This is a genomic window from Micromonospora coriariae (assembly GCF_900091455.1).
GTDB classification, from domain to species: Bacteria; Actinomycetota; Actinomycetes; order Mycobacteriales; family Micromonosporaceae; genus Micromonospora; species Micromonospora coriariae.
The window spans coordinates 3,767,478-3,785,247 of the sequence record NZ_LT607412.1 but is presented as its reverse complement, the minus strand read 5'-3'; the positions used below and the strand labels follow the sequence as shown (position 1 = coordinate 3,785,247).

General features: G+C 72.3%; 16 protein-coding genes, 1 tRNA gene and 1 pseudogene. 10 read left to right on the top strand and 8 right to left on the bottom strand.

Annotation, left to right across the window (positions count from 1 at the left end; genetic code table 11):
• Positions 1–58 precede the first annotated feature (58 nt).
• Positions 59–133, top strand: a tRNA-Arg gene (locus GA0070607_RS17775).
• Between the two features lie 246 nt (positions 134–379).
• Complete coding sequence (locus GA0070607_RS17770; protein ID WP_408630837.1) at positions 380–1,693, top strand: carbohydrate-binding protein; 1,314 nt, start codon at positions 380–382, stop codon at positions 1,691–1,693.
• Between the two features lie 74 nt (positions 1,694–1,767).
• Here GA0070607_RS17770 and GA0070607_RS17765 read toward each other — a convergent pair whose 3' ends face one another.
• Positions 1,768–2,727: a DNA polymerase domain-containing protein gene (locus GA0070607_RS17765; protein ID WP_089019204.1), complete on the bottom strand. Its 960-nt coding sequence runs from the start codon at positions 2,725–2,727 to the stop codon at positions 1,768–1,770.
• A 31-nt stretch (positions 2,728–2,758) separates the two neighbouring features.
• A complete protein-coding gene (locus GA0070607_RS17760) occupies positions 2,759–4,210 on the bottom strand; it encodes an MFS transporter (RefSeq protein WP_089019203.1) in 1,452 nt (483 codons plus the stop codon).
• A 76-nt stretch (positions 4,211–4,286) separates the two neighbouring features.
• On the opposite strand from GA0070607_RS17760, the gene GA0070607_RS17755 reads away from it, so the two are divergent.
• From GA0070607_RS17755 to GA0070607_RS17745, 3 genes are all read left to right on the top strand, one after another.
• On the top strand, positions 4,287–4,721 hold the full coding sequence (locus tag GA0070607_RS17755) for a winged helix-turn-helix transcriptional regulator (protein ID WP_231929970.1): 435 nt from the start codon (positions 4,287–4,289) through the stop codon (positions 4,719–4,721).
• 100 nt (positions 4,722–4,821) lie between these two features.
• Positions 4,822–5,409: a TetR/AcrR family transcriptional regulator gene (locus GA0070607_RS17750; RefSeq protein WP_089021910.1), complete on the top strand. Its 588-nt coding sequence runs from the start codon at positions 4,822–4,824 to the stop codon at positions 5,407–5,409.
• Positions 5,409–7,625 (top strand): MMPL family transporter, encoded by a 2,217-nt coding sequence (locus GA0070607_RS17745; RefSeq protein WP_089019202.1) that lies wholly within the window; start codon positions 5,409–5,411, stop codon positions 7,623–7,625. The genes GA0070607_RS17750 and GA0070607_RS17745 overlap by 1 nt, the downstream gene beginning before the upstream one ends.
• Positions 7,626–7,646: 21 nt before the next feature.
• Here GA0070607_RS17745 and GA0070607_RS17740 read toward each other — a convergent pair whose 3' ends face one another.
• Entirely contained in the window at positions 7,647–8,903 is a 1,257-nt protein-coding gene (locus GA0070607_RS17740; protein WP_089021909.1) for an erythromycin esterase family protein, read from the bottom strand.
• Between the two features lie 118 nt (positions 8,904–9,021).
• Between GA0070607_RS17740 and GA0070607_RS17735 the strand changes: the two genes are divergently transcribed.
• Entirely contained in the window at positions 9,022–9,213 is a 192-nt protein-coding gene (locus GA0070607_RS17735) for a DUF2795 domain-containing protein (protein ID WP_089019201.1), read from the top strand.
• A 12-nt stretch (positions 9,214–9,225) separates the two neighbouring features.
• Here the strand turns inward: GA0070607_RS17735 and GA0070607_RS17730 are convergent.
• Together GA0070607_RS17730 and GA0070607_RS17725 are read right to left on the bottom strand one after the other, a co-directional pair.
• A pseudogene (locus tag GA0070607_RS17730) lies at positions 9,226–9,736 on the bottom strand (rRNA adenine N-6-methyltransferase family protein).
• A 365-nt stretch (positions 9,737–10,101) separates the two neighbouring features.
• Positions 10,102–11,004 carry a Gfo/Idh/MocA family protein gene (locus GA0070607_RS17725; protein WP_089019200.1) on the bottom strand — a complete coding sequence of 301 codons (903 nt, stop codon included), beginning with the start codon at positions 11,002–11,004 and terminating at the stop codon, positions 10,102–10,104.
• Positions 11,005–11,247: 243 nt separating this feature from the next.
• Between GA0070607_RS17725 and GA0070607_RS17720 the strand changes: the two genes are divergently transcribed.
• Together GA0070607_RS17720 and GA0070607_RS17715 are read left to right on the top strand one after the other, a co-directional pair.
• Positions 11,248–11,643, top strand: a complete 396-nt coding sequence (locus GA0070607_RS17720; protein WP_089019199.1) for a hypothetical protein — start codon at positions 11,248–11,250, stop codon at positions 11,641–11,643.
• Positions 11,636–12,052, top strand: a complete 417-nt coding sequence (locus GA0070607_RS17715) for a hypothetical protein (protein ID WP_089019198.1) — start codon at positions 11,636–11,638, stop codon at positions 12,050–12,052. The genes GA0070607_RS17720 and GA0070607_RS17715 overlap by 8 nt, the downstream gene beginning before the upstream one ends.
• A 60-nt stretch (positions 12,053–12,112) precedes the next feature.
• Here the strand turns inward: GA0070607_RS17715 and fabG are convergent, their stop codons facing one another.
• Positions 12,113–12,871 (bottom strand): 3-oxoacyl-ACP reductase FabG, encoded by a 759-nt coding sequence (fabG, locus tag GA0070607_RS17710; RefSeq protein ID WP_089019197.1) that lies wholly within the window; start codon positions 12,869–12,871, stop codon positions 12,113–12,115.
• A 36-nt stretch (positions 12,872–12,907) separates the two neighbouring features.
• The gene (locus GA0070607_RS17705) at positions 12,908–14,566 is read right to left on the bottom strand and encodes an alpha-amylase family protein (RefSeq protein WP_089019196.1); all 1,659 of its coding nucleotides are present in this window, start codon (positions 14,564–14,566) and stop codon (positions 12,908–12,910) included.
• Positions 14,567–14,659: 93 nt separating this feature from the next.
• Here GA0070607_RS17705 and GA0070607_RS17700 point away from each other — a divergent pair, with 93 nt between their 5' ends.
• Complete coding sequence (locus GA0070607_RS17700; protein WP_089021908.1) at positions 14,660–15,274, top strand: DUF1349 domain-containing protein; 615 nt, start codon at positions 14,660–14,662, stop codon at positions 15,272–15,274.
• Between the two features lie 124 nt (positions 15,275–15,398).
• On the top strand, positions 15,399–16,070 hold the full coding sequence (locus GA0070607_RS17695) for a DedA family protein (protein WP_089019195.1): 672 nt from the start codon (positions 15,399–15,401) through the stop codon (positions 16,068–16,070).
• A gap of 13 nt (positions 16,071–16,083) precedes the next feature.
• Here the strand turns inward: GA0070607_RS17695 and GA0070607_RS17690 are convergent, their stop codons facing one another.
• The gene (locus GA0070607_RS17690) at positions 16,084–17,649 is read right to left on the bottom strand and encodes a cellulose binding domain-containing protein (RefSeq protein WP_089019194.1); all 1,566 of its coding nucleotides are present in this window, start codon (positions 17,647–17,649) and stop codon (positions 16,084–16,086) included.
• Positions 17,650–17,770 lie beyond the last annotated feature (121 nt).

The following is a 17,770-nucleotide window of genomic DNA, read 5'->3' as shown; positions in this document are numbered from 1 at the left end:
CACCGGATACCGATTCGGCGTTCGTGGTGGAGGTTTGCTAGTCTTCTCCAGTCGCTGAGCCCCCGTAGCTCAGGGGATAGAGCACCGCCCTCCGGAGGCGGGGGCGCAGGTTCGAATCCTGCCGGGGGCACCAAAGCCGCTCAGCACGTAAGGCCTCTGACCAGGGAAACCGGTCAGGGGCCTTAATCGTGTGTCCGGGCAGGCACCGCCGGTCCCGGCCCAGGCGACACCTCCCGTACACCGCGGCGTCCCCGAATCTGTTAACAACCCTTGATATTAAACTTCACGAACGTCAATATGTGGAGGTCGCGGGTCGTCGATGCCTGGGGAGTGAGCCATGAGAAGCCGTCGGATTTTCGCAGTGGTAGCCGGGGCGGCGATGACCGTCGCGACAGCCGTCGCCTTCGTCCCCAGCAGTACCGCCGCCGTGTCCTCGGCGGACGCCGCCGCGATGGTCGCCTGCACCGCGCCGGCCTGGGCCGAGGGCAACACCTACCAGGCGGGCGCGCAGGTCACCTACGGCGGCCGGCTCTACCAGGCTCTGGTCACCCACACCGCACACCCCGGCGCCGGCTGGAACCCGGCCGCGACCCCGTCGCTGTGGCGTGACCTGGGCGCGTGCTCGGGAGGCACAGCGCCACCGACCACGCCGCCACCGACCACTCCGCCACCCACCACGCCTCCACCGACCACTCCGCCACCCACCACCCCTCCACCCACCACGCCGCCGCCGACCGGTGGGACCTGCGGGGTGAAGTCGCGGCCCGCCGGCAAGGTGCTGCAGGGCTACTGGGAGAACTGGGACGGCGCCTCCAACGGCGTGCACCCCGGCCTCGGGTGGATCCCGATCACCGACAGCCGGCTCAGCCAGCACGGTTACAACGTGATCAACGCGGCTTTCCCGGTGATCCGCGCGGACGGCACGGTGCTCTGGGAGAACGGCATGGACGCTGGCGTGAAGGTGGCCACCCCGGCCGAGATGTGCCAGGCCAAGGCCGCTGGAGCCACCATTCTGATGTCGATCGGCGGGGCCGCGGCGGGCATCGACCTGAGCTCCAGCGCGGTCGCCGACCGCTTCATCGCGACGATCGTGCCGATCCTGACGGCGTACCACTTCGACGGGATCGACATCGACATCGAGACCGGCCTGACCGGTAGTGGCAACATCAACACCTTGTCCACGTCGCAGGCCAACCTGATCCGGATCATCGACGGAGTGCTGGCCCGGATGCCGTCGAACTTCGGCCTGACCATGGCGCCGGAGACGGCCTACGTCACAGGCGGCAGCGTGGTCTACGGCTCGATCTGGGGTTCATACCTGCCGATCATCAAGAGGTACGTGGACAACGGCCGGCTCTGGTGGCTGAACATGCAGTACTACAACGGCAGCATGTACGGCTGCGCCGGCGACTCGTACCCCGCCGGCACGGTGCAGGGCTTCACTGTGCAGACGCAGTGCCTGAACAACGGCCTGACCATCCAGGGCACCACCATCCGCGTGCCGTACGACAAGCAGGTTCCGGGCCTTCCCGCGCAGACCGGCGCGGGCGGCGGCTACATGTCGACGTCGCTGGTCACGCAGGCGTGGAGCGCCGTACCCGGAATCAAGGGCCTGATGACCTGGTCGGCGAACTGGGACGGGTCGAAGGGCTGGACTTTCGGCGACAACGTGAAGCGTCTGCAGGGACGCTGAAAGCTCGCCACCACAGCTGACGGTCTCCGCGGGAGCGCCCTCGCCCGCGGAGACCACGGCTGGTCGGCGTACCGTCAGCCGGCTTCACGGCGGGCGCGGGCCCGGCGCTTGCCCTCGTGCATGGCCTGCACCCGGGCCACCGGGATGGTCCGCCCTTCGGCCACGAGGTCGGCGGGCAGCGGCTGCGGCGCCGGCATCGACCCGGCCCACGGGTCGGCCCCGGCCACCAGCGCCGGGACGGTCCGGATGGTGAAGTCGGCCGGGGTCACCTCGGTCAGGTCGGCCCAGTCGACAGGAAAGGAGACCGGCAGCCCGGGGCGCAGCCGCGGGCTGTACGCCGCCACCACGGTCGCCCCGCCGGCCCGGGTGGCGTCCACGAAGACCCGGCCGCCCCGGTCCTCCCGAATGAACGCCGTGGTGGCCAGCGCCGGGTCCAGCCGCTCGGCCCGGGCGGCCACCGCCCGGGTGGCGGCGGCCAACTCCTCGGCCATGGGGCCGTCGGAGATCGGGACGAAGACGTGCACGCCCTTGGCGCCACTGGTCTTGACCGCCCCGGACAGACCGGCGTCGGCGAGCGCCTGGCGGACCAGCAGCGCGGCGCCGACCGCCGCGCCGAAGCCGTCCCCCTCCGGCGGGTCCAGGTCGAGCACCAGGTGGGTCGGGCGGTGCAGGTCGGCCGCGGTGGCCAGCGTCGGGTGGTACTCCACCGCCCGCTGGTTGGCGAACCAGAGCAGGGTGCGCCGGTCGTCGCAGAGGGCGTACGAGACCTCCCGGTGCGACGCCTCCGCCCAGACCGGCACCCGGCGGACCCAGTCCGGGGTGTACCGGGGCAGGTTCTTCTGCATGAACGGCGGCTGGCCGGGGCGGACCCGGATCACCGACAACGGCCGGTCCCGCAACTGCGGGAGGATCCGGTCCCGGACCGCGTCGAGGTAGTCGACCAGGTCGCGCTTGGTCGCGTCGTCGCGGTCGGACAGCGGCTGGTCGAGGTTGGTCAGGGCCACCCCGTCCCGGGTTTCGTCAGCCTCGCTCACCCGCTCACCCTCCCGGTCCCGGTGTCGTCGGTCAACTGGACGCGGCGCTTCGCTGCCGCTCGATCCCGGCCGGCGGCGCGGCGCGGCGGGCACCCGGCAGCGTGGTCAGCGCGACCAGCAGCGCGGCGACCACCAGGGCGGCGGCGACGGTGAACGCCATCCGGTAGCCGCCGGCCAACGCCGCCGCCTCGGCCCAGCCTGCGGCCCGCAGACCGTCGGCGCGCGTGGCGGCCAGGGTCGCCAGCGCGGCGAGCCCGACCGCCCCGCCGACCTGCTGGGTGGTGTTGGCGAGCCCGGACGCCAGCCCGGCGTCCGCGTCGGTCGCGCCGGACATCGCGAGCGTGGTGACGGCCGGCAGGGTCAGGCCACCGGCCATCCCGAAGATCAGCATCGCGGGAAGCACGTCGGCGAGGTAGCCGCCGTCGGCGGGCAGCCGGCCGAGCAGCAGGAAACCGACTGTGGCCAGGCCGAGCCCGGCCAGCAGCACGGCCCGGGCGCCCCACCGGGCGATCAGCCGACCCGCCAGGCCGAGCGACACCACCGCGATCACCACCGGGGTGGGCAGGAAGGCCCAGCCGGTCGCCGCCGCGTCCAGCCCGAGCACCAGTTGCAGCTCCACGGCGAGCAGGAACTGGAAGCCGAAGTACGCGGAGATCATGAGGAACTGCACGGCGTTCGCCGCGACCAGGCCGGGTACGCGCAGCACGCGGGCCGGCAGCAGCGGTACGGGTGCCACCCGCTGCCGGGCCGCGAACCCGCCCAGCAGCAACGCCGCGAGCGCCGCCGCGCCGAGGGTGCGCGGGCTGGTCCAGCCGTGCTCGCCGGTCCCCACGATGCCCAGCACACCGGCCATCAGGCCGGCGGTGGCGAGCAACGCGCCGGGCAGGTCCAGGCCCGCCCGCAGGCCGACGCCCCGCTCGACGGGGAGCCGGCGGACGGCGGCGAGCAGGATCGCCGCCCCGATCGGCACGTTGATGAGAAAGATCGACCGCCAGCCGGCCAGCTCGGTGAGCAGCCCGCCGGCCACCGTGCCGACCGAGGCGCCCGCCGCCCCGGTGAAGCTGAAGACGGCGATCGCGCGGGCCCGCTCGGCCGGCTCGGGATAGAGCCGGACGATCATGCCGAGGCTGACCGCCATGGCCAGGGCGCCGCCGACACCCTGGCCGAAGCGGGCCCCGACCAGCACGGCCGGCCCGGTGGCCGACGCGCAGGCCAGCGAGGCCAGGGTGAACAGCGCGATGCCGGCCAGAAAGATCCGCCGCCGGCCGAGCAGATCGCCGAGGCGGCCGGAGAGCAGCAGCAGCCCGCCGAACGCGACCAGGTAGGCGTTGACCACCCAGGCCAGGCCGGCGGCGGTGAAGCCCAAATCGCGTTGCACGGCGGGCAGCGCCACCGCGACGACGCTGCCGTCCAGAATGATCATCAGGCTGCCGGCGCAGAGCACGAGCAGCGCCGGCCAGCGGGACGGGACGGCACGGTCCATCGGAACGCCTCCTTGGTGCATTGTTTGTTACCGACGCCATCGTCTGTGACCATGAGCGGGAGCGGAAGGAGGCACTGTGATGTCCCAGAGGAACAGCGATGTGTCCGCGCTGGTCCAGGCCGAGCTGGCCTGCGCGCCGGGGAACGTGCCGTTCACCCCGGGCCAGGCCCGGGCGTGCACCGTCCGCGAGGTGCTCGACCGGGTCGGCGGCAAGTGGAGCATCGGCATCCTGGTGGCCGCCTCGAACGGTCCGGTGCGCTTCACCGAGCTGGAGCGGCACATCGAGGGGATCAGCCGCCGGATGCTCACGCTGACCCTGCGCAACCTGGAGCGGGACGGCCTGCTGCACCGCACGGTCTACCCCACCGTCCCGCCCAAGGTGGAGTACACCGCCACCCCGATGGCGCTGGAGCTCTACGAGTCGCTGGTGGCGCTGACCAGCTGGGCCGAGCGGCACCGCCGGGCCATCGCCGAGGCGCGGACCAGGTACGACCGCGACCACGCCGGTTAAACCCCGCCGGCGTGTGGGGAACACCACCACATTGAGCTGACCGATCGGTCAGGGTCTGACCGATCGGTCAGGCATGCTGGTCTGCGGAGGTGGACCGGTGATGGCCAGAGCGGTGTCCGAGACGCACGGCGAGATCCTGGCAGCGGCGGCGCGACGGTTCGCGGTGACCGGCTACCGGGGCACCTCGTTGCAGGACATCGCCCGCGAGGTCGGCTGCTCCAAGGCCACAGTGCTCTACCACTTCGCCAACAAGGAAGCCCTGCTCGCCGAGCTGATGGCCCCGGCCATCGCGATGCTGCGGGACCTCGACGACCAACTCACCGGCCTGACCGGCGCGGCCGCCCAGCAGGTCGCCGCGGTCGGCTTCGTCGACCTCGCGGTGCGGTTCCGGCGGCAGATCGCGCTGCTCCGCGGCGAGTTCCCGGAGCTGCTGGCCCAGCCGGCGTTCGCGCACATCCAGCAGATCTCGGAACGCCTGCGGGACGCCTTCGCCGGGCACTCCGAGCGGCCCGGTGCGCGGATCAGCGCGCTGGTGCTACTCGCCGGCATCCCCGAAGCGTGCGCCGAATTCGTCGACGTTCCCGACGACGAGTTGCGCCCCGCTCTGCTCACCCTCGTCCGGCGGGCCGTCGAACCCGTCGAGCCTCCCCTGCCCCAACCACCCACGACCGAGGACAAGGAAACCTGATGGCCACCCTGCTCTACCGGCTCGGCCGGGGCGCGCTGCGCCGGCGACGGCTCGTCGTCGCGCTCTGGCTCGTCGTACTCGTCGTCGCCGGCCTGGCCGCGGCGACCCTGCGCGGCCCGACGGCGAGCAACTTCACAATGCCCGGCACCGAGAGCCAGCGGGCGCTCGACCTGCTCGCGCAGCAGTTCCCCGCGGCCAGTGGTGCCACCGGCACCATCGCCGTCAAGGCACCGGGTGACGGCCAACTGGCCAGCCCGCAGGGTCGCGGCGTGGTGCAGGAGATCGTCCAGCAGGCCGCGACGCTGCCCGGCGTGGTCGGCGCCGTCGACCCGTTCCAGGTCGGCGCGGTCTCGCCCAACGGCCGGTACGCGCTGGTCCAGGTCCAGTTCGCCACCGGAGCGGACGAGGTGACCGACGAGCAGAAGACGGCGTACGAGCAGGTGGGCGCCGCGGCCGAGGCGCAGGGTTGGCAGGTCGCCCCGGGCGGCGAGGTGCTGGGCGGTGAGCCGGAGATCGGCTCCACCGAGGCGCTCGGCGTACTGGTCGCCGCGATCGTCCTGATCATCACGTTCGGCTCGCTGGTGGCCGCCGGCATGACCATGCTCAACGCGCTGATCGGCGTGGGCGCCGGCATGGCCGGCCTGTTCGCGCTGAGCAGCGTGGTCCAGTTGACCAGCACCGCGCCGATCCTGGCGCTGATGCTCGGCCTCGCGGTCGGCATCGACTACTCGCTGTTCATCACCTCCCGGCACCGGCAGAACCTGCTGGACGGTCTGTCCCCCGAGGAGGCGGTCGGCCGGGCCGTGGGTACCGCCGGCTCCGCCGTGGTCTTCGCGGGCGCCACCGTCGTCATCGCCCTGGCCGGGCTCGCCGTGGTGGACATCCCGTTCCTCACCGTGATGGGTCTCGCCGCCGCCGGCACGGTCACCGTCGCGGTGCTCGTCGCCATCACCCTCCAGCCCGCGCTGCTCGGCTTCGCCGGTCGCCGGGTGCTTCCCCGCCGGCTGCGCTCGGTCACCGCCGACAGCACGCCGGCCGACGACACGGACATCGACCGCCCGGCTGCCGCCACCGCGCCGACCGAGGACCGGTCCGGCTTCGGCTTCCGCTGGGCGCGGCTGGTCACCCGGTTCCGCGTACCCGTCATCCTCGTCGGCCTGCTCGGCCTCGGGCTGCTCGCGCTGCCCACGCCGGACATGCGGCTGGCCCTGCCGGACGCCTCCACGGCGGCCGCCGGCTCGCCCGCCCGGGTGTCGAACGACCTGACCACCGAGGGCTTCGGGGCGGGCTTCACCGGCCGCCTCGCGGTGGTGGTCGCGGGCGACACGCCACAGGCCACCTCGGCCGCGGTGCCGCAGGTCACCGCGCTGCTCCAGCGCACCGACAACGTGCTCGCGGTGGCGCCGGCACAGCTCAGCCCGGATGGCCGGACGGCCCTGCTCGGGGTGGTGCCGAAGACCGGCCCGACCGACGAGGCCACCGAGACGCTGGTGCACGACGTCCGTGCCTCGGTGAGCGGGATCCGCGACGCGGACGTGCTGCTCACCGGTGTCACCGCGATCGGCATCGACGTCTCCGAGAAGCTCTCCGACGCGCTGCCGGTCTACCTGCTGCTGGTGGTCGGGCTCTCGGTGCTGCTGCTGATGCTGGTGTTCCGCTCACTGCTGGTGCCGGTCAAGGCCGCGCTGGGCTTCCTGCTCACCGTCGCCGCCACGTTCGGCATCACTGTGGCGGTCTTCCAACAGGGGCACCTCGCCGACCTCGTCGGCCTGGACACCCCGGGCCCGCTGATCAGCTTCCTGCCGATCCTGCTCATCGGGATCCTGTTCGGGCTCGCGATGGACTACGAGGTGTTCCTGGTGTCCCGGATGCGGGAGGACTTCGTGCACGGCGAGTCGGCCCGGCAGGCCACCATCAGCGGCATGGGGCACGGCGCCCGGGTGGTCACCGCCGCCGCGCTCATCATGATCTCGGTCTTCGGAGGCTTCGTCTTCCTGGAGGATCCGGTGATCAAGTCGATGGGCTTCGCGCTCGCCGTGGGTGTGGCCATCGACGCCTTCGTGGTCCGGATGACCATCGTTCCCGCGGTGATGTCGCTGCTCGCGGACCGTGCCTGGTGGCTCCCCCGCTGGCTCAACCGCGCCCTACCGAACGTCGACATCGAGGGCGAGGGCCTGCGCGCGGAACTCGCGGACCGCACCCCGACGCACGTCTGACCCTCCCGCTGCCCGGCCCGGTCAGACACCCGCGGGGTAGGTCTCCATCTCGCCGGACACGGCCGGGACGGGCAGCGGGTGCAGGGCGGTGGTCTCGTCGCACCAGATGAAGGCGTCGTAGCGTTCGCCGAGTCGGGTGGGCACGTAGTTGCCCCAGGACTCGAAGGACGGGTCGTAGACGACTCCGATCGCCCGGTGGTCCGCGATGCCGGTGACCCAGCCCGGCTGGTCGTCGCCGCCGAAGACCAGCACCGCCCGCTCCGGCATCAGCTCGTGCAGACGCCGCTCCACCGACCCCTCCCGGGCCGGCGGGACGATCATCGCCTCGGCCGGTGAGCCCCACCGGGGTGCGGCGATCGCCGTACCCCGGTAACTGCCGAAGCCGATCAGGGCCACGGCGTCGTCACCGTGCCGCTCCCGGGCCAGCTGGCCGATGTTGATCATCCCGTCCGCGGTCATGTCGGTGGCCCGGGCGTCCCCGACGTGTGTGTTGTGCGCCCAGACGATGCCCCGGGCGTCCGGGCCGTACCGGTCCAGCAGCCGGTCCAGGGTGTCCTGCATGTGGGTATCCCGGATGTTCCACGAATCCGGTCCGCCGGCCACCATCGCCCGGTAGTAACGCTCCGCGCCGGCCACCACCTCCGCGTTCTGCCAGGCCGAGAAGCGGTCCGGACCGTCGGAGAGCGCCTGCTCCCGGGTCCTGGCCAGCAGTCGCACCACCTCCTCCTCGCACCGGGCGGAGACGAACCGGCTGGCCGCGCCGTACTCCTCGACCCGTTTGCCGTACGGCTCGAAGCACCGGTACGCGTCCTGCGCCGCCTCCAGCGAGGTCGGGTCCTCCTCCCCCAGATAGTCGAAGATCGCCTGCATCGACTCCCAGAGGCTGTACACGTCGAGCCCGTGGAACCCAGCCCGTTGATCCTCCGGGCGCTCCAGGTTCCACGCGCGCATCCAGCGGCAGAACCGGGCCACCTCGGCGTTCGCCCACATCCAGGTCGGCCACCGCTCGAACCCCTCGAGCGCGGTCTGCGGGTCAGGAGCACCACCCGGCGCGCCGGTGACCGAGCGGTGCACCCGGTCGCAGTCCGGCCAGTCGCCCTCCACTGCCACGAACGAGAAGCCACACTCCGCGATCAGCCGGCGGGTGAGCTGCTCGCGCAGCCGGTAGTAGTCGTAGCTGCCGTGGGTGGATTCGCCGATCATCACCACCCGGGCGTCCCGGACGCGCTCCAGCAACGGGTCGAAGTCGCTCGGCGCGCCGAGCCGCTGAACCAGCATGCCAGCGGCTACCCGGCGGCCGCTCCGACAAACCGTCGGCGCGCCGCCGGGCGACACGCCGTCCGCCGGCCGCCCGGCCGACCGGTGTACGGGTGCGGCGAGCGGGTAGCCGGCCGGCATGACCGTCACCGGGGTTCAGTTGCAGGAGTACCTGGCCGGGCTCGACTACCCGGTCTCCCGCGAGGACCTGGTCCGCTGGGGCCAGGAGAACGGGGCCAGCACGGCGATGTTGCAGATGTTGCAGGCGTTGCCGGTGGAGCAGTTCGAGTCACCGGACGAACTGAACGCCGCGCTGACGACCCTCTCCTGACCCCCGCCGCGATCAGCGGGCGTGCAGCAGTCGGAACAGCACCAGCCACTGTTCCGGCCAGACGTACCCGACCGGGGCGTCCGACGCTATCCGGGTGGCGCGCAGCGCCGCGGCCGCCCGGGCCGGCGGGTGGTGCCGGCGCAGGGTCGCCGCGAGCGAACCGCACCACGGCGGCCGTCAGCGACCACGGGATGTTGCCGACCACCGCGAACGGCACCGGTGGCGGCTCGGCGGCGAGGAAGTCGGCCTGCCGGTGCTCGACGTTGGGCAGGGCCGCGCGGACGGCGGCCAACTCCCGGCCGGCTGCCGGACCCACCTCGTACGCCGTCAGTCGCCCGCAGCGGGCGGCGAGCGGCCGGGTCAACTGGCCGCGACCGGCGCCGACCTCCAGCAGGAGCCCGTCCGGATCGGGGTCGGCAGCGCGGACCAGCCGCGCCACCGCGGCCCGGTCGACGAGAAAGTTCTGGCTGAGTACGCGACGGGACCGGTCGCGTTCGGTTGGTCGGGAGTTGCGGGGCGCCACGGGTCGTCGTCCTGTCTGTCGCCGTTCGGCGACGGGCTGGACAGGCAGCCGGGATTCCGGGCCTGTCCGAGTGGGATCTGGACTCGGACGGCCCTGGACGATGGCGCGGAGACGCGGCGATGCGGCGGCGACGGGGCGGCAGCGCCGGTGCGGCGGCAGGAATGAGCCGATCAGCGGTGGCGGGGTGCAGCCCTCCCCCTCCCTCCCCCCAGGCCTTCCCCCGTTGCCTTTCCCCGTTGATCATGAAGTTATCGTCACGACACGCCGTGCCGGGTGTCGCTAACTTCATGATCAACGGGGTCGGGCGGGGGACGGCCGGGGTCGGGCGGGGGCCGGGCGGGGACGGGGACGGGTGGGGGGTGGGGTTACGGGAGGGGGATGGTGCGGGATTCGGTGCGGGCGGTTTCGGCGGCGGCGAGGATGGCGACCACCTCACGGCCGAACCGGACGTCGCAGCGGTGGTCGCGGGTGCCCGCGCGCACCTGCTCCACGAGCTGGTCGATCGCCACGCCGAACGCCGTGGCCGGTTCGTTCTCGCCGGCCGGGACGGTCTCGATGCCGTTCTCGCCGTAGAAGACGAACTCGCGGGTCGTCGACTCGCTCGGGGCGTCCAGGGAGAGCGAGGCGCTGCTGGTGGCGCCACCGTCGTGGGTCAGCAGCAGGTGCACCATCCCGCTCGGTCCGTCCATCGCGGCCACCCGGGTCACCCGACCCAGCACCGGCAGGATGATGGAGAGCGCGTGCGGGGCGATGTCCCAGAGCGCGCCGTGCTCCCGACGCCACAGCGAACCGCCGTACGGGCTGCCCTCCTGGAAGATCGAGGCGAACGCGACTGTCCGCCCGTGCTGCCATCCCCCGGCGGCGGCGGTGGCGGCGAGGAACGCGGTGACGTTCGGCTGGAACCGCTGGGTGAAGAAGACGACCGAGGCGACGCCCGACGCCTCGGCTGCCGCGACCACCTGATCGGCGTCCTCGACGGTCAGCGCCAGCGGCTTGTCCAGCAGCAGGTGCCGGCCCGCGGCGGCCGCCCGGATCGCGATGTCGGCCTGGATGTTCGGCGGCAGCGCGACAGCGACCGCGTCGCACACGTCCAGCAGCGCGTCGACGTCGGCGAACGCCGGCACCCCGTACCGCTCGGCCAGCGCGGCGGCCCGCTCCGGGTTGCGCCCCCAGACCCCGACCAACTCCGCGTCCGGGTGTGCGTGCAGCGCCTTCCCGTGCGTCTCGATCGCCCAGTGACCGGTGCCGAACAACCCGAACCGCAGCACGTGTACCTCCGCCGTTTCCCCTCACCGCGGCGACGCCACGGGCGTGATCCACGCTAGTCGCCCCACCAGCCGTGACGGCGGCGGGTCGACCAACCCCGAGCCCGCGGGTTCTCGGCCGCGCCCGGCCCGCCACGGCCCGGCCGCTCGACAGGCGGTGGCGAAGGACGGCGAGGCAGGATCACCGAGGTACTACGACGGTTAGTAGGCTGTGCCGGTGACCGAGGCAACGACCGGGTGGGGCCGATGACCAGTGCGGCGGCGGCCAACTCGCCGGTGGACGGGATTCTCGCGACGGCGTCGATAGTGCTGTCGCTGCTCGTCGCGGTGTGGGCACTGGTGGCGGCGGTACGCCACCGGCCACCGGACCGGGTGCAGTTCGCCGGCCTGGCCGTCCTGGAACTGGCGCTGCTCGCGCTGACCGTGCTGGCGTTGGTCGCGGTCGGCGGCGGGGACCGGCCCGGCGAGCCCGGCGCCTTCTTCGGCTACCTGGTCACGCTGGTCTGCCTGCCGCCGCTGGCCTGGGTGCTGGCCCGGATGGAGCCGACCCGCTGGGGTTCGGCGATCGTCTGCGCGGTCTGCCTGGTGGCCCCGGTGGTGGTGGTCCGGTTGCAGCAGACCTGGGAGGTCCTCGGTGGTTGAGACACGACCGGCGCGGCGCGCGACGAACACCGGTCCGGGCCGGCTGCTGATCGCGGTCTACCTGCTCTTCGCCATCGCGGCGACCAGCCGGGCGGGCCTGCAGATCGCCACCAGGTTCGACGAGGCGCCGGTGGCGTACCTGCTCTCCGCGCTGGCCGCGCTCATCTACATCGTCGCCGCGGTGGGGTTGGCCCGCGCCGGGCACACCGGCCGACGGGTCGCGCTGGCCTGCTGTTCGCTGGAGCTGGTCGGGGTGGTCGCGGTCGGCGTCCTGAGCCTGGCCGACAGGGAACTCTTCCCCGACGAGACGGTCTGGTCGCAGTTCGGCAGCGGGTACGGCTACATCCCGCTGGTGTTGCCGGTGCTCGGCCTGTTCTGGCTCTGGCGCACCCGCCGCGACCCCGCCTGAACGACCCGCGCACGCGTCGAGGGCGCTCACTCGTGCGGGAGCGCCCTCGACGGGTACGGGTCAGTTTCGCGGGCCGCCGGCCACGTAGATGACCTGGCCGGAGACGAACCCCGCCCCCTCGCTGGCCAGGAACGAGATGGTGTGCGCGACGTCCTCCGGCCGGCCGGGGCGACGTACCGGGATCTCGGCGGCGGCGTGCTTCTGGAGGTCCTCGAAGTCCACCTTCATCCGGGCGGCGGTGGCGGCGGTCATGTCGGTGACGATGAAGCCGGGCGCCACCGCGTTGACTGTCACCCCGAACGGCCCCAGCTCGATGGCGAGCGTCTTGGTGAAGCCCTGGAGACCGGCCTTGGCGGCGGCGTAGTTCGCCTGGCCCCGGTTGCCCAGCGCGGAGGTGCTGGAGAGGTTGACGATCCGCCCCCACTTCCGGTCCACCATGTGCTTCTGGGCGGCCTGGCTGAACAGGAACGCGCCGCGCAGGTGCACCCCCATGACCGTGTCCCAGTCGGCGTTGGTCATCTTGAACAGCAGGTTGTCGCGGAGCACCCCGGCGTTGTTGACCAGCACCGTGGGCGCGCCCAGCTCGGCGGCGATCCGCTCCACGGCGGCCTCGACCTGGTCCCGGTCGGACACGTCGGCACCGACGCCGAGGGCCCGGCCGCCGGCACCGGCGATGGCGTCCACTGTCTCCTTGGTGGCCGCCTCCTCGATGTCGACCACGGCGACGGCCATGCCGTCGGCGGCCAGCCGGCGGGCGGTGGCCGCACCGATACCGCGTGCGGCTCCGGTGACGATGGCGACGCGGGGCTCCTCCGACATGATTACCTCCGGGTAACTTGGCTCGGTCGGTGGAGCTTAACCCGTCCCCACCGAGCCCCGACAGAGCCGGATCCAGCGGTAGCCGTAACCGGAGAGCTTGACCGCGCCGAGCTTGCCCAGCTCGCCGTAGCCGCGGTCGGCGAGCACGTCGTTCGGCAGGTCGGCCTCGGCCTCCAGGGTGCTCAGGTCCACCTCGACGTCGTCGGTGCCCAGGTTGTGCAGGAAGACCATCGTCCCGGTCGGACCGTCCGCCCGGTGCGCCAGCACTCCGGCCGGCGCGGGCACGTCGATGTGGGTGGTCGAGCCGGAACCGACCTCCGGTGCCTCACGCAGCGTCCGGATCATGCGCTCGAACCAGGCGAGCAGCGACTTCGAGTCACCACGCTGGGCTGTGACGTTGACCGTCTGGTAGCCGAACTCACCCTTGTCGATCACCGGGCGGACCAGCTTCTCCGGGTCCGCCGTGGAGAAGCCGGCGTTGGGCTGGTACGACCACTGCATCGGGGTACGGATCGCCTCCCGACCGGGCAGCGACAGGTCGTCCCCCATCCCGATCTCCTCGCCGTAGCGCAGCACCGGCGTGCCGCGCAGCGAGAACTGGAGGGCGTACGCCAGCTCGAGGCGACGCCTGTCGTTGCCGAGCATCGGGGCGAGCCGGCGGCGGATGCCCCGGTCGTAGATGCGCATGTCCTCGTCCGGGCCGAACTGCGCGTACACCTGGTTGCGCTGTTCGGTGGTGAGCCGGGACAGGTCGATCTCGTCGTGGTTGCGCAGGAAGGTGGCCCACTGGCCGCCGACGGGCAGCGTCGGGGTGTCCCGCAGTGCCTCGACCAGCGGCTCCGGGTCCTGCCGGGCCAGGGCCAGCATGAGCCGGCCGTTGAGCATGAAGTCGAAGAGCATGTGGATCCGGTTGCCCGAGCCTCCGGCGTCGCCGAAGAACGTCGGCAGCTGGTCCGGCTCGACGTTCGCCTCGGCCAGCAGGACCGCGTCGCCGCGCCGCCACTGCACGTGCTGGCGCAGCTCGGTGAGGAACTCGAAGTCCTTCGGCGAGTTCGGGTTGCCCGGCTCGGTCAGCTCGATGATGAACGGCACCGCGTCCATCCGGAAGCCGGAGACGCCGAGCTGGAGCCAGAACGACATGATCTTCTTGATCTCCGCCCGAACCTCCGGGTTGGCGAAGTTGAGGTCCGGCTGGAACTTGTAGAACCGGTGGTAGAACCATGCCTTGGCGGTGCGGTCGTAGCTCCAGGTCTCGTCCTGCTCGCCGGGGAAGACCATGCCCTGGTGCCGATCGTCCGGCTCGGTGTCGGACCAGACGAACCAGTCGCGGTACGGCGAGTCCGGCGACGAGCGGGCGGACTGGAACCACGGGTGCTCGTCGGAGGTGTGGTTGACGACCAGGTCGATGATCACGCGGATGCCCCGGTTCTGCGCCTGGTGCAGCAGCTCCGCGAAGTCGCCGAGGGTGCCGAAGCGCGGGTCCACGTTGTAGAAGTCGGTGGCGTCGTAGCCGTCGTCGCGGTTGGGTGACGGGTGGATCGGGTGCAGCCACAGGCAGGTCACGCCCAGCCGGGCCAGGTAGTCCAGCCGGCCGATCAGCCCGCGGATGTCACCGACCCCGTCGCCGTTGGAATCGGCGTACGTGTCGATGTCGAGGCAGTAGACGACGGCTTCGGAATACCAACGGTCACCCATGCCGGAGGAACTTCTCCGGTGGATCACCGCGGCAAACCCCCACGACGGGCGGCGGAGTCCGAACGGTCGCTTCCGGCCGGTACCGTGCCGGTCATGGAGATCGACCTCGTACCGCCGAGCGAACCGTTGGACTGGGCCCGGGGCGGCTGGCTGTATCCGCCGGTCCGCGCCGAGGAGGGCCCGGCCGGCGAGTTGGTCGTCGAACCGGCGGCGGAGAGCGACCTCTGGCGGCGGACCAGCTACGGGTTCGTGCACGACAACGGTCCCGCCCTGCTGGCCCCGCTGCCGGTCGGCAGCGCCATGGAGGTGAGTTTCCGGCTCGACCTCACCGGGCAGTTCGACCAGGCCGGTGCGCTGGTCCGGGTGGACGAGCGCACCTGGACCAAGGCCGGCGTCGAGGTGAGCGACGGCGAACTCCAACTCGGCGCGGTGGTGACCCGGGAGTTCTCCGACTGGTCCGTGGCACCGGTGCCGGAGTGGGCGGGCCGGGAGGTGACCGTCCGGGTCAGCCGGGCCGGCGACGCGCTGACCGTCCGGGCCCGGGTGGACGACGAACCGTGGCGGCTGGTCCGGCTCGCCCCGCTGGACCCGGCGGCCGAGGCCATGGCCGGACCGTTCTGCTGCGCGCCGGTCCGCGCCGGCCTCACCGTCGTGTTCACCGGCTGGCGGCAGGGGCCGGCCGACACCGCGCTGCACCCGGAGCACTGACCGGCACGGCCGGCATCGACCGGCACGGCTACGTGGCTACGTGGCCCGGCTCACCGGCGGGTGTGGCGGGACGCCGATCGGGTATGACCATCTGATCCCCGGCCGCCGACCCGGAAGGACGATCATGGCGCTCGCCCAGAATGTCGACCCGGCCAGGTTCACCGGGTTGACCGGTTGGGTGGCCACCGTGATCGAGGGGATGGGGCCGGTCGGCGTCGCGCTGCTGGTGGCGCTGGAGAGCATCGTCCCGCCCATTCCCAGCGAGATCGTGCTGGCGCTCGCCGGCTACCTGGCCAGCGAGGGCCGGTTCAACGTGGTGCTCGTGGTGCTGGCCGCGACGGTCGGCTCGCTGGCCGGCGCGCTGGTGCTCTACTGGCTCGGCGCGGCGCTGGGCGAGGAGCGGCTCAAGCGCTGGCTGGACCGCATCCCGCTGGTGGACGCCGACGACCTGGAGAAGGCCGACCGCTGGTTCGAACGGCACGGCCGGTGGGCGGTGCTGATCGGCCGCGTCGTGCCCGTGGTCCGCAGCCTGGTCTCCGTCCCGGCCGGGGCGAACCGGATGCGGCTGGGCGAGTTCATCCTGCTCACCACGATCGGCAGCGGGGTGTGGAACACCCTCATCGTCGGCTCCGGTTACGCGCTCGGCAGCCGCTGGCAGGACGTCGAGCGGTACAGCGACTGGTTCAACTACGCGATCGTCGCGGTCTTCGTCGTCATGGTGGTCGGCTGGGTGATCCGCAAGGTCCGCCGCCGCCGGACGCGCGACGACCGGCGGTCGGTGACCGCCGGTCGCTGATCCGCGGCTCCGCTCAGCCGAACTGGGCGGTGATCGAGGTGAACTCCCAGGTGCTCTGCGCGATGCCGGAGCAGTTGGACACCACTCCCCCGCCGGGGCACGGCCGGTCCCGGTTGACCGCCCAGAAGGTGAACCGGGACAGCGCACGCGCCTTCGCCCAGTCCCGGATCTGGGTCCAGGTGGCCGGTGTGGTGAGTTCCTGCTGGTCGGAGAGCCCGTTCATCCCGGAGATGCCCATGTGCGCGTACGCCGTCGCGTCGGACCAGCCGAAAGCGGTCTTCAGCGTGTTCTTCAGCCCCTCGGCGGCGTTGATCGTGCTCTGGTACATGTTGGCCCCGCCGCCGAAATCGAACGGCATGATGGTGAAGGTGTCGATGTTGGCGCCGAGCGCGGCGGCCTGGTTGATCAGCCGGGTGCCGTAGTACGACGGCCCGGTGGTAGTGGTGCCGAACGTGACGATGGTCTTCAGCCCCGGGTTGTTCTGCTTGACGATCTTGAGCGCGCCCAGGATCCGGTCCTGCACCACCTCGTTCTCGAACTCGTCGCTGTTCTCGATGTCGATGTCGATCGCCCGGAGTCCGAACGCGTTGATCACCTGCTGGTACGCGCCGGCGAGGGCGCTCGCGGAGGAGCAGTTCGGGCCGAGCTTGTTGCCGCTCCAGCCGCCGATGGACGGGATCACGTCGCCGCCGGCCGCCCGGATGGCCGCGATGGTGCTGGCGTGCGCGCCGCCGGCCAGCGGGCCGCCGCCGTCCCAGGCCGGGGTGCAGCCGCCACCGGAGAGCACGAACGCGATGGTGAACCACTTCACGCCGGTCGCCGACATGACCGTCGCCGGCGCGGGAGGGTCACCCCAACCCGGGTACAGGTAGGGCGCCGCGGCCATCGAACCGCCGCCGCCGGTGCAGCCGGTGGTGCTCGCGGCGACGGCCGCCGAGCGCGCCGACTCCCCGGACGAGTTGTACGCGGCGACCGTGTAACTGTGCGCCGAGCAGGCGGCCAGCCCGGAGACGGTGGCCGAGGTGCCGGTGACGGTGGCGCGGACGCTCGACCCCTCGTACACCCGGTAGCCGGTCGCCGTGCCGCCGACCGCGTTCCAGACGAGCGAGACCGCCGAGCTGGTGCTGCCGGTGACGCGCAGGCCGCCGGGGGTGGCGGGGGCGCCCGGCGGGATGGTCGGACCGCCCGCACAGGGCGAGCCGTTGACCGTGCAGTTGGTGGGATCACCGGTGCCGGCGACGATGAAGCCGAACGAGGTGCTCCCTCCGGCCGCCAGAGCGCCGTTCCAGGACTGGTTGCGGGCGGTCACGTGCTGACCGGAGCTGCTCACCACCGCGTCCCAGGCCGAGCCGACGGTGCTGCCGGCGGGCAGGTCGAACTGGACGTTCCACGAGGTGATCGCGGTGGACGTGTTGTTGGTGACGGTGAACTTGGCTTCGTACCCGCTGCTCCAGCTGGCTGTGCGGACGAAGGCGGCGGTGGCCGCCGACGCGGCCGGCGGCGCCACGACGGTGGCCGCGACCAGGGCGGCGGCCAGCGCGACGGCGAACGTCGCCGCGCGGGGGGATCGGAGTTTCACGGTGGCCTCCAGGGACCGGGGTGGTGGGGGTTCCGCCCGCCCGATCGGGCGACGCCGGCCGCGCGGGCGGGTGGTGCCGGCGCCCGCGCGGGCGCCGGGTGAGCATCCATGGACGTCAACG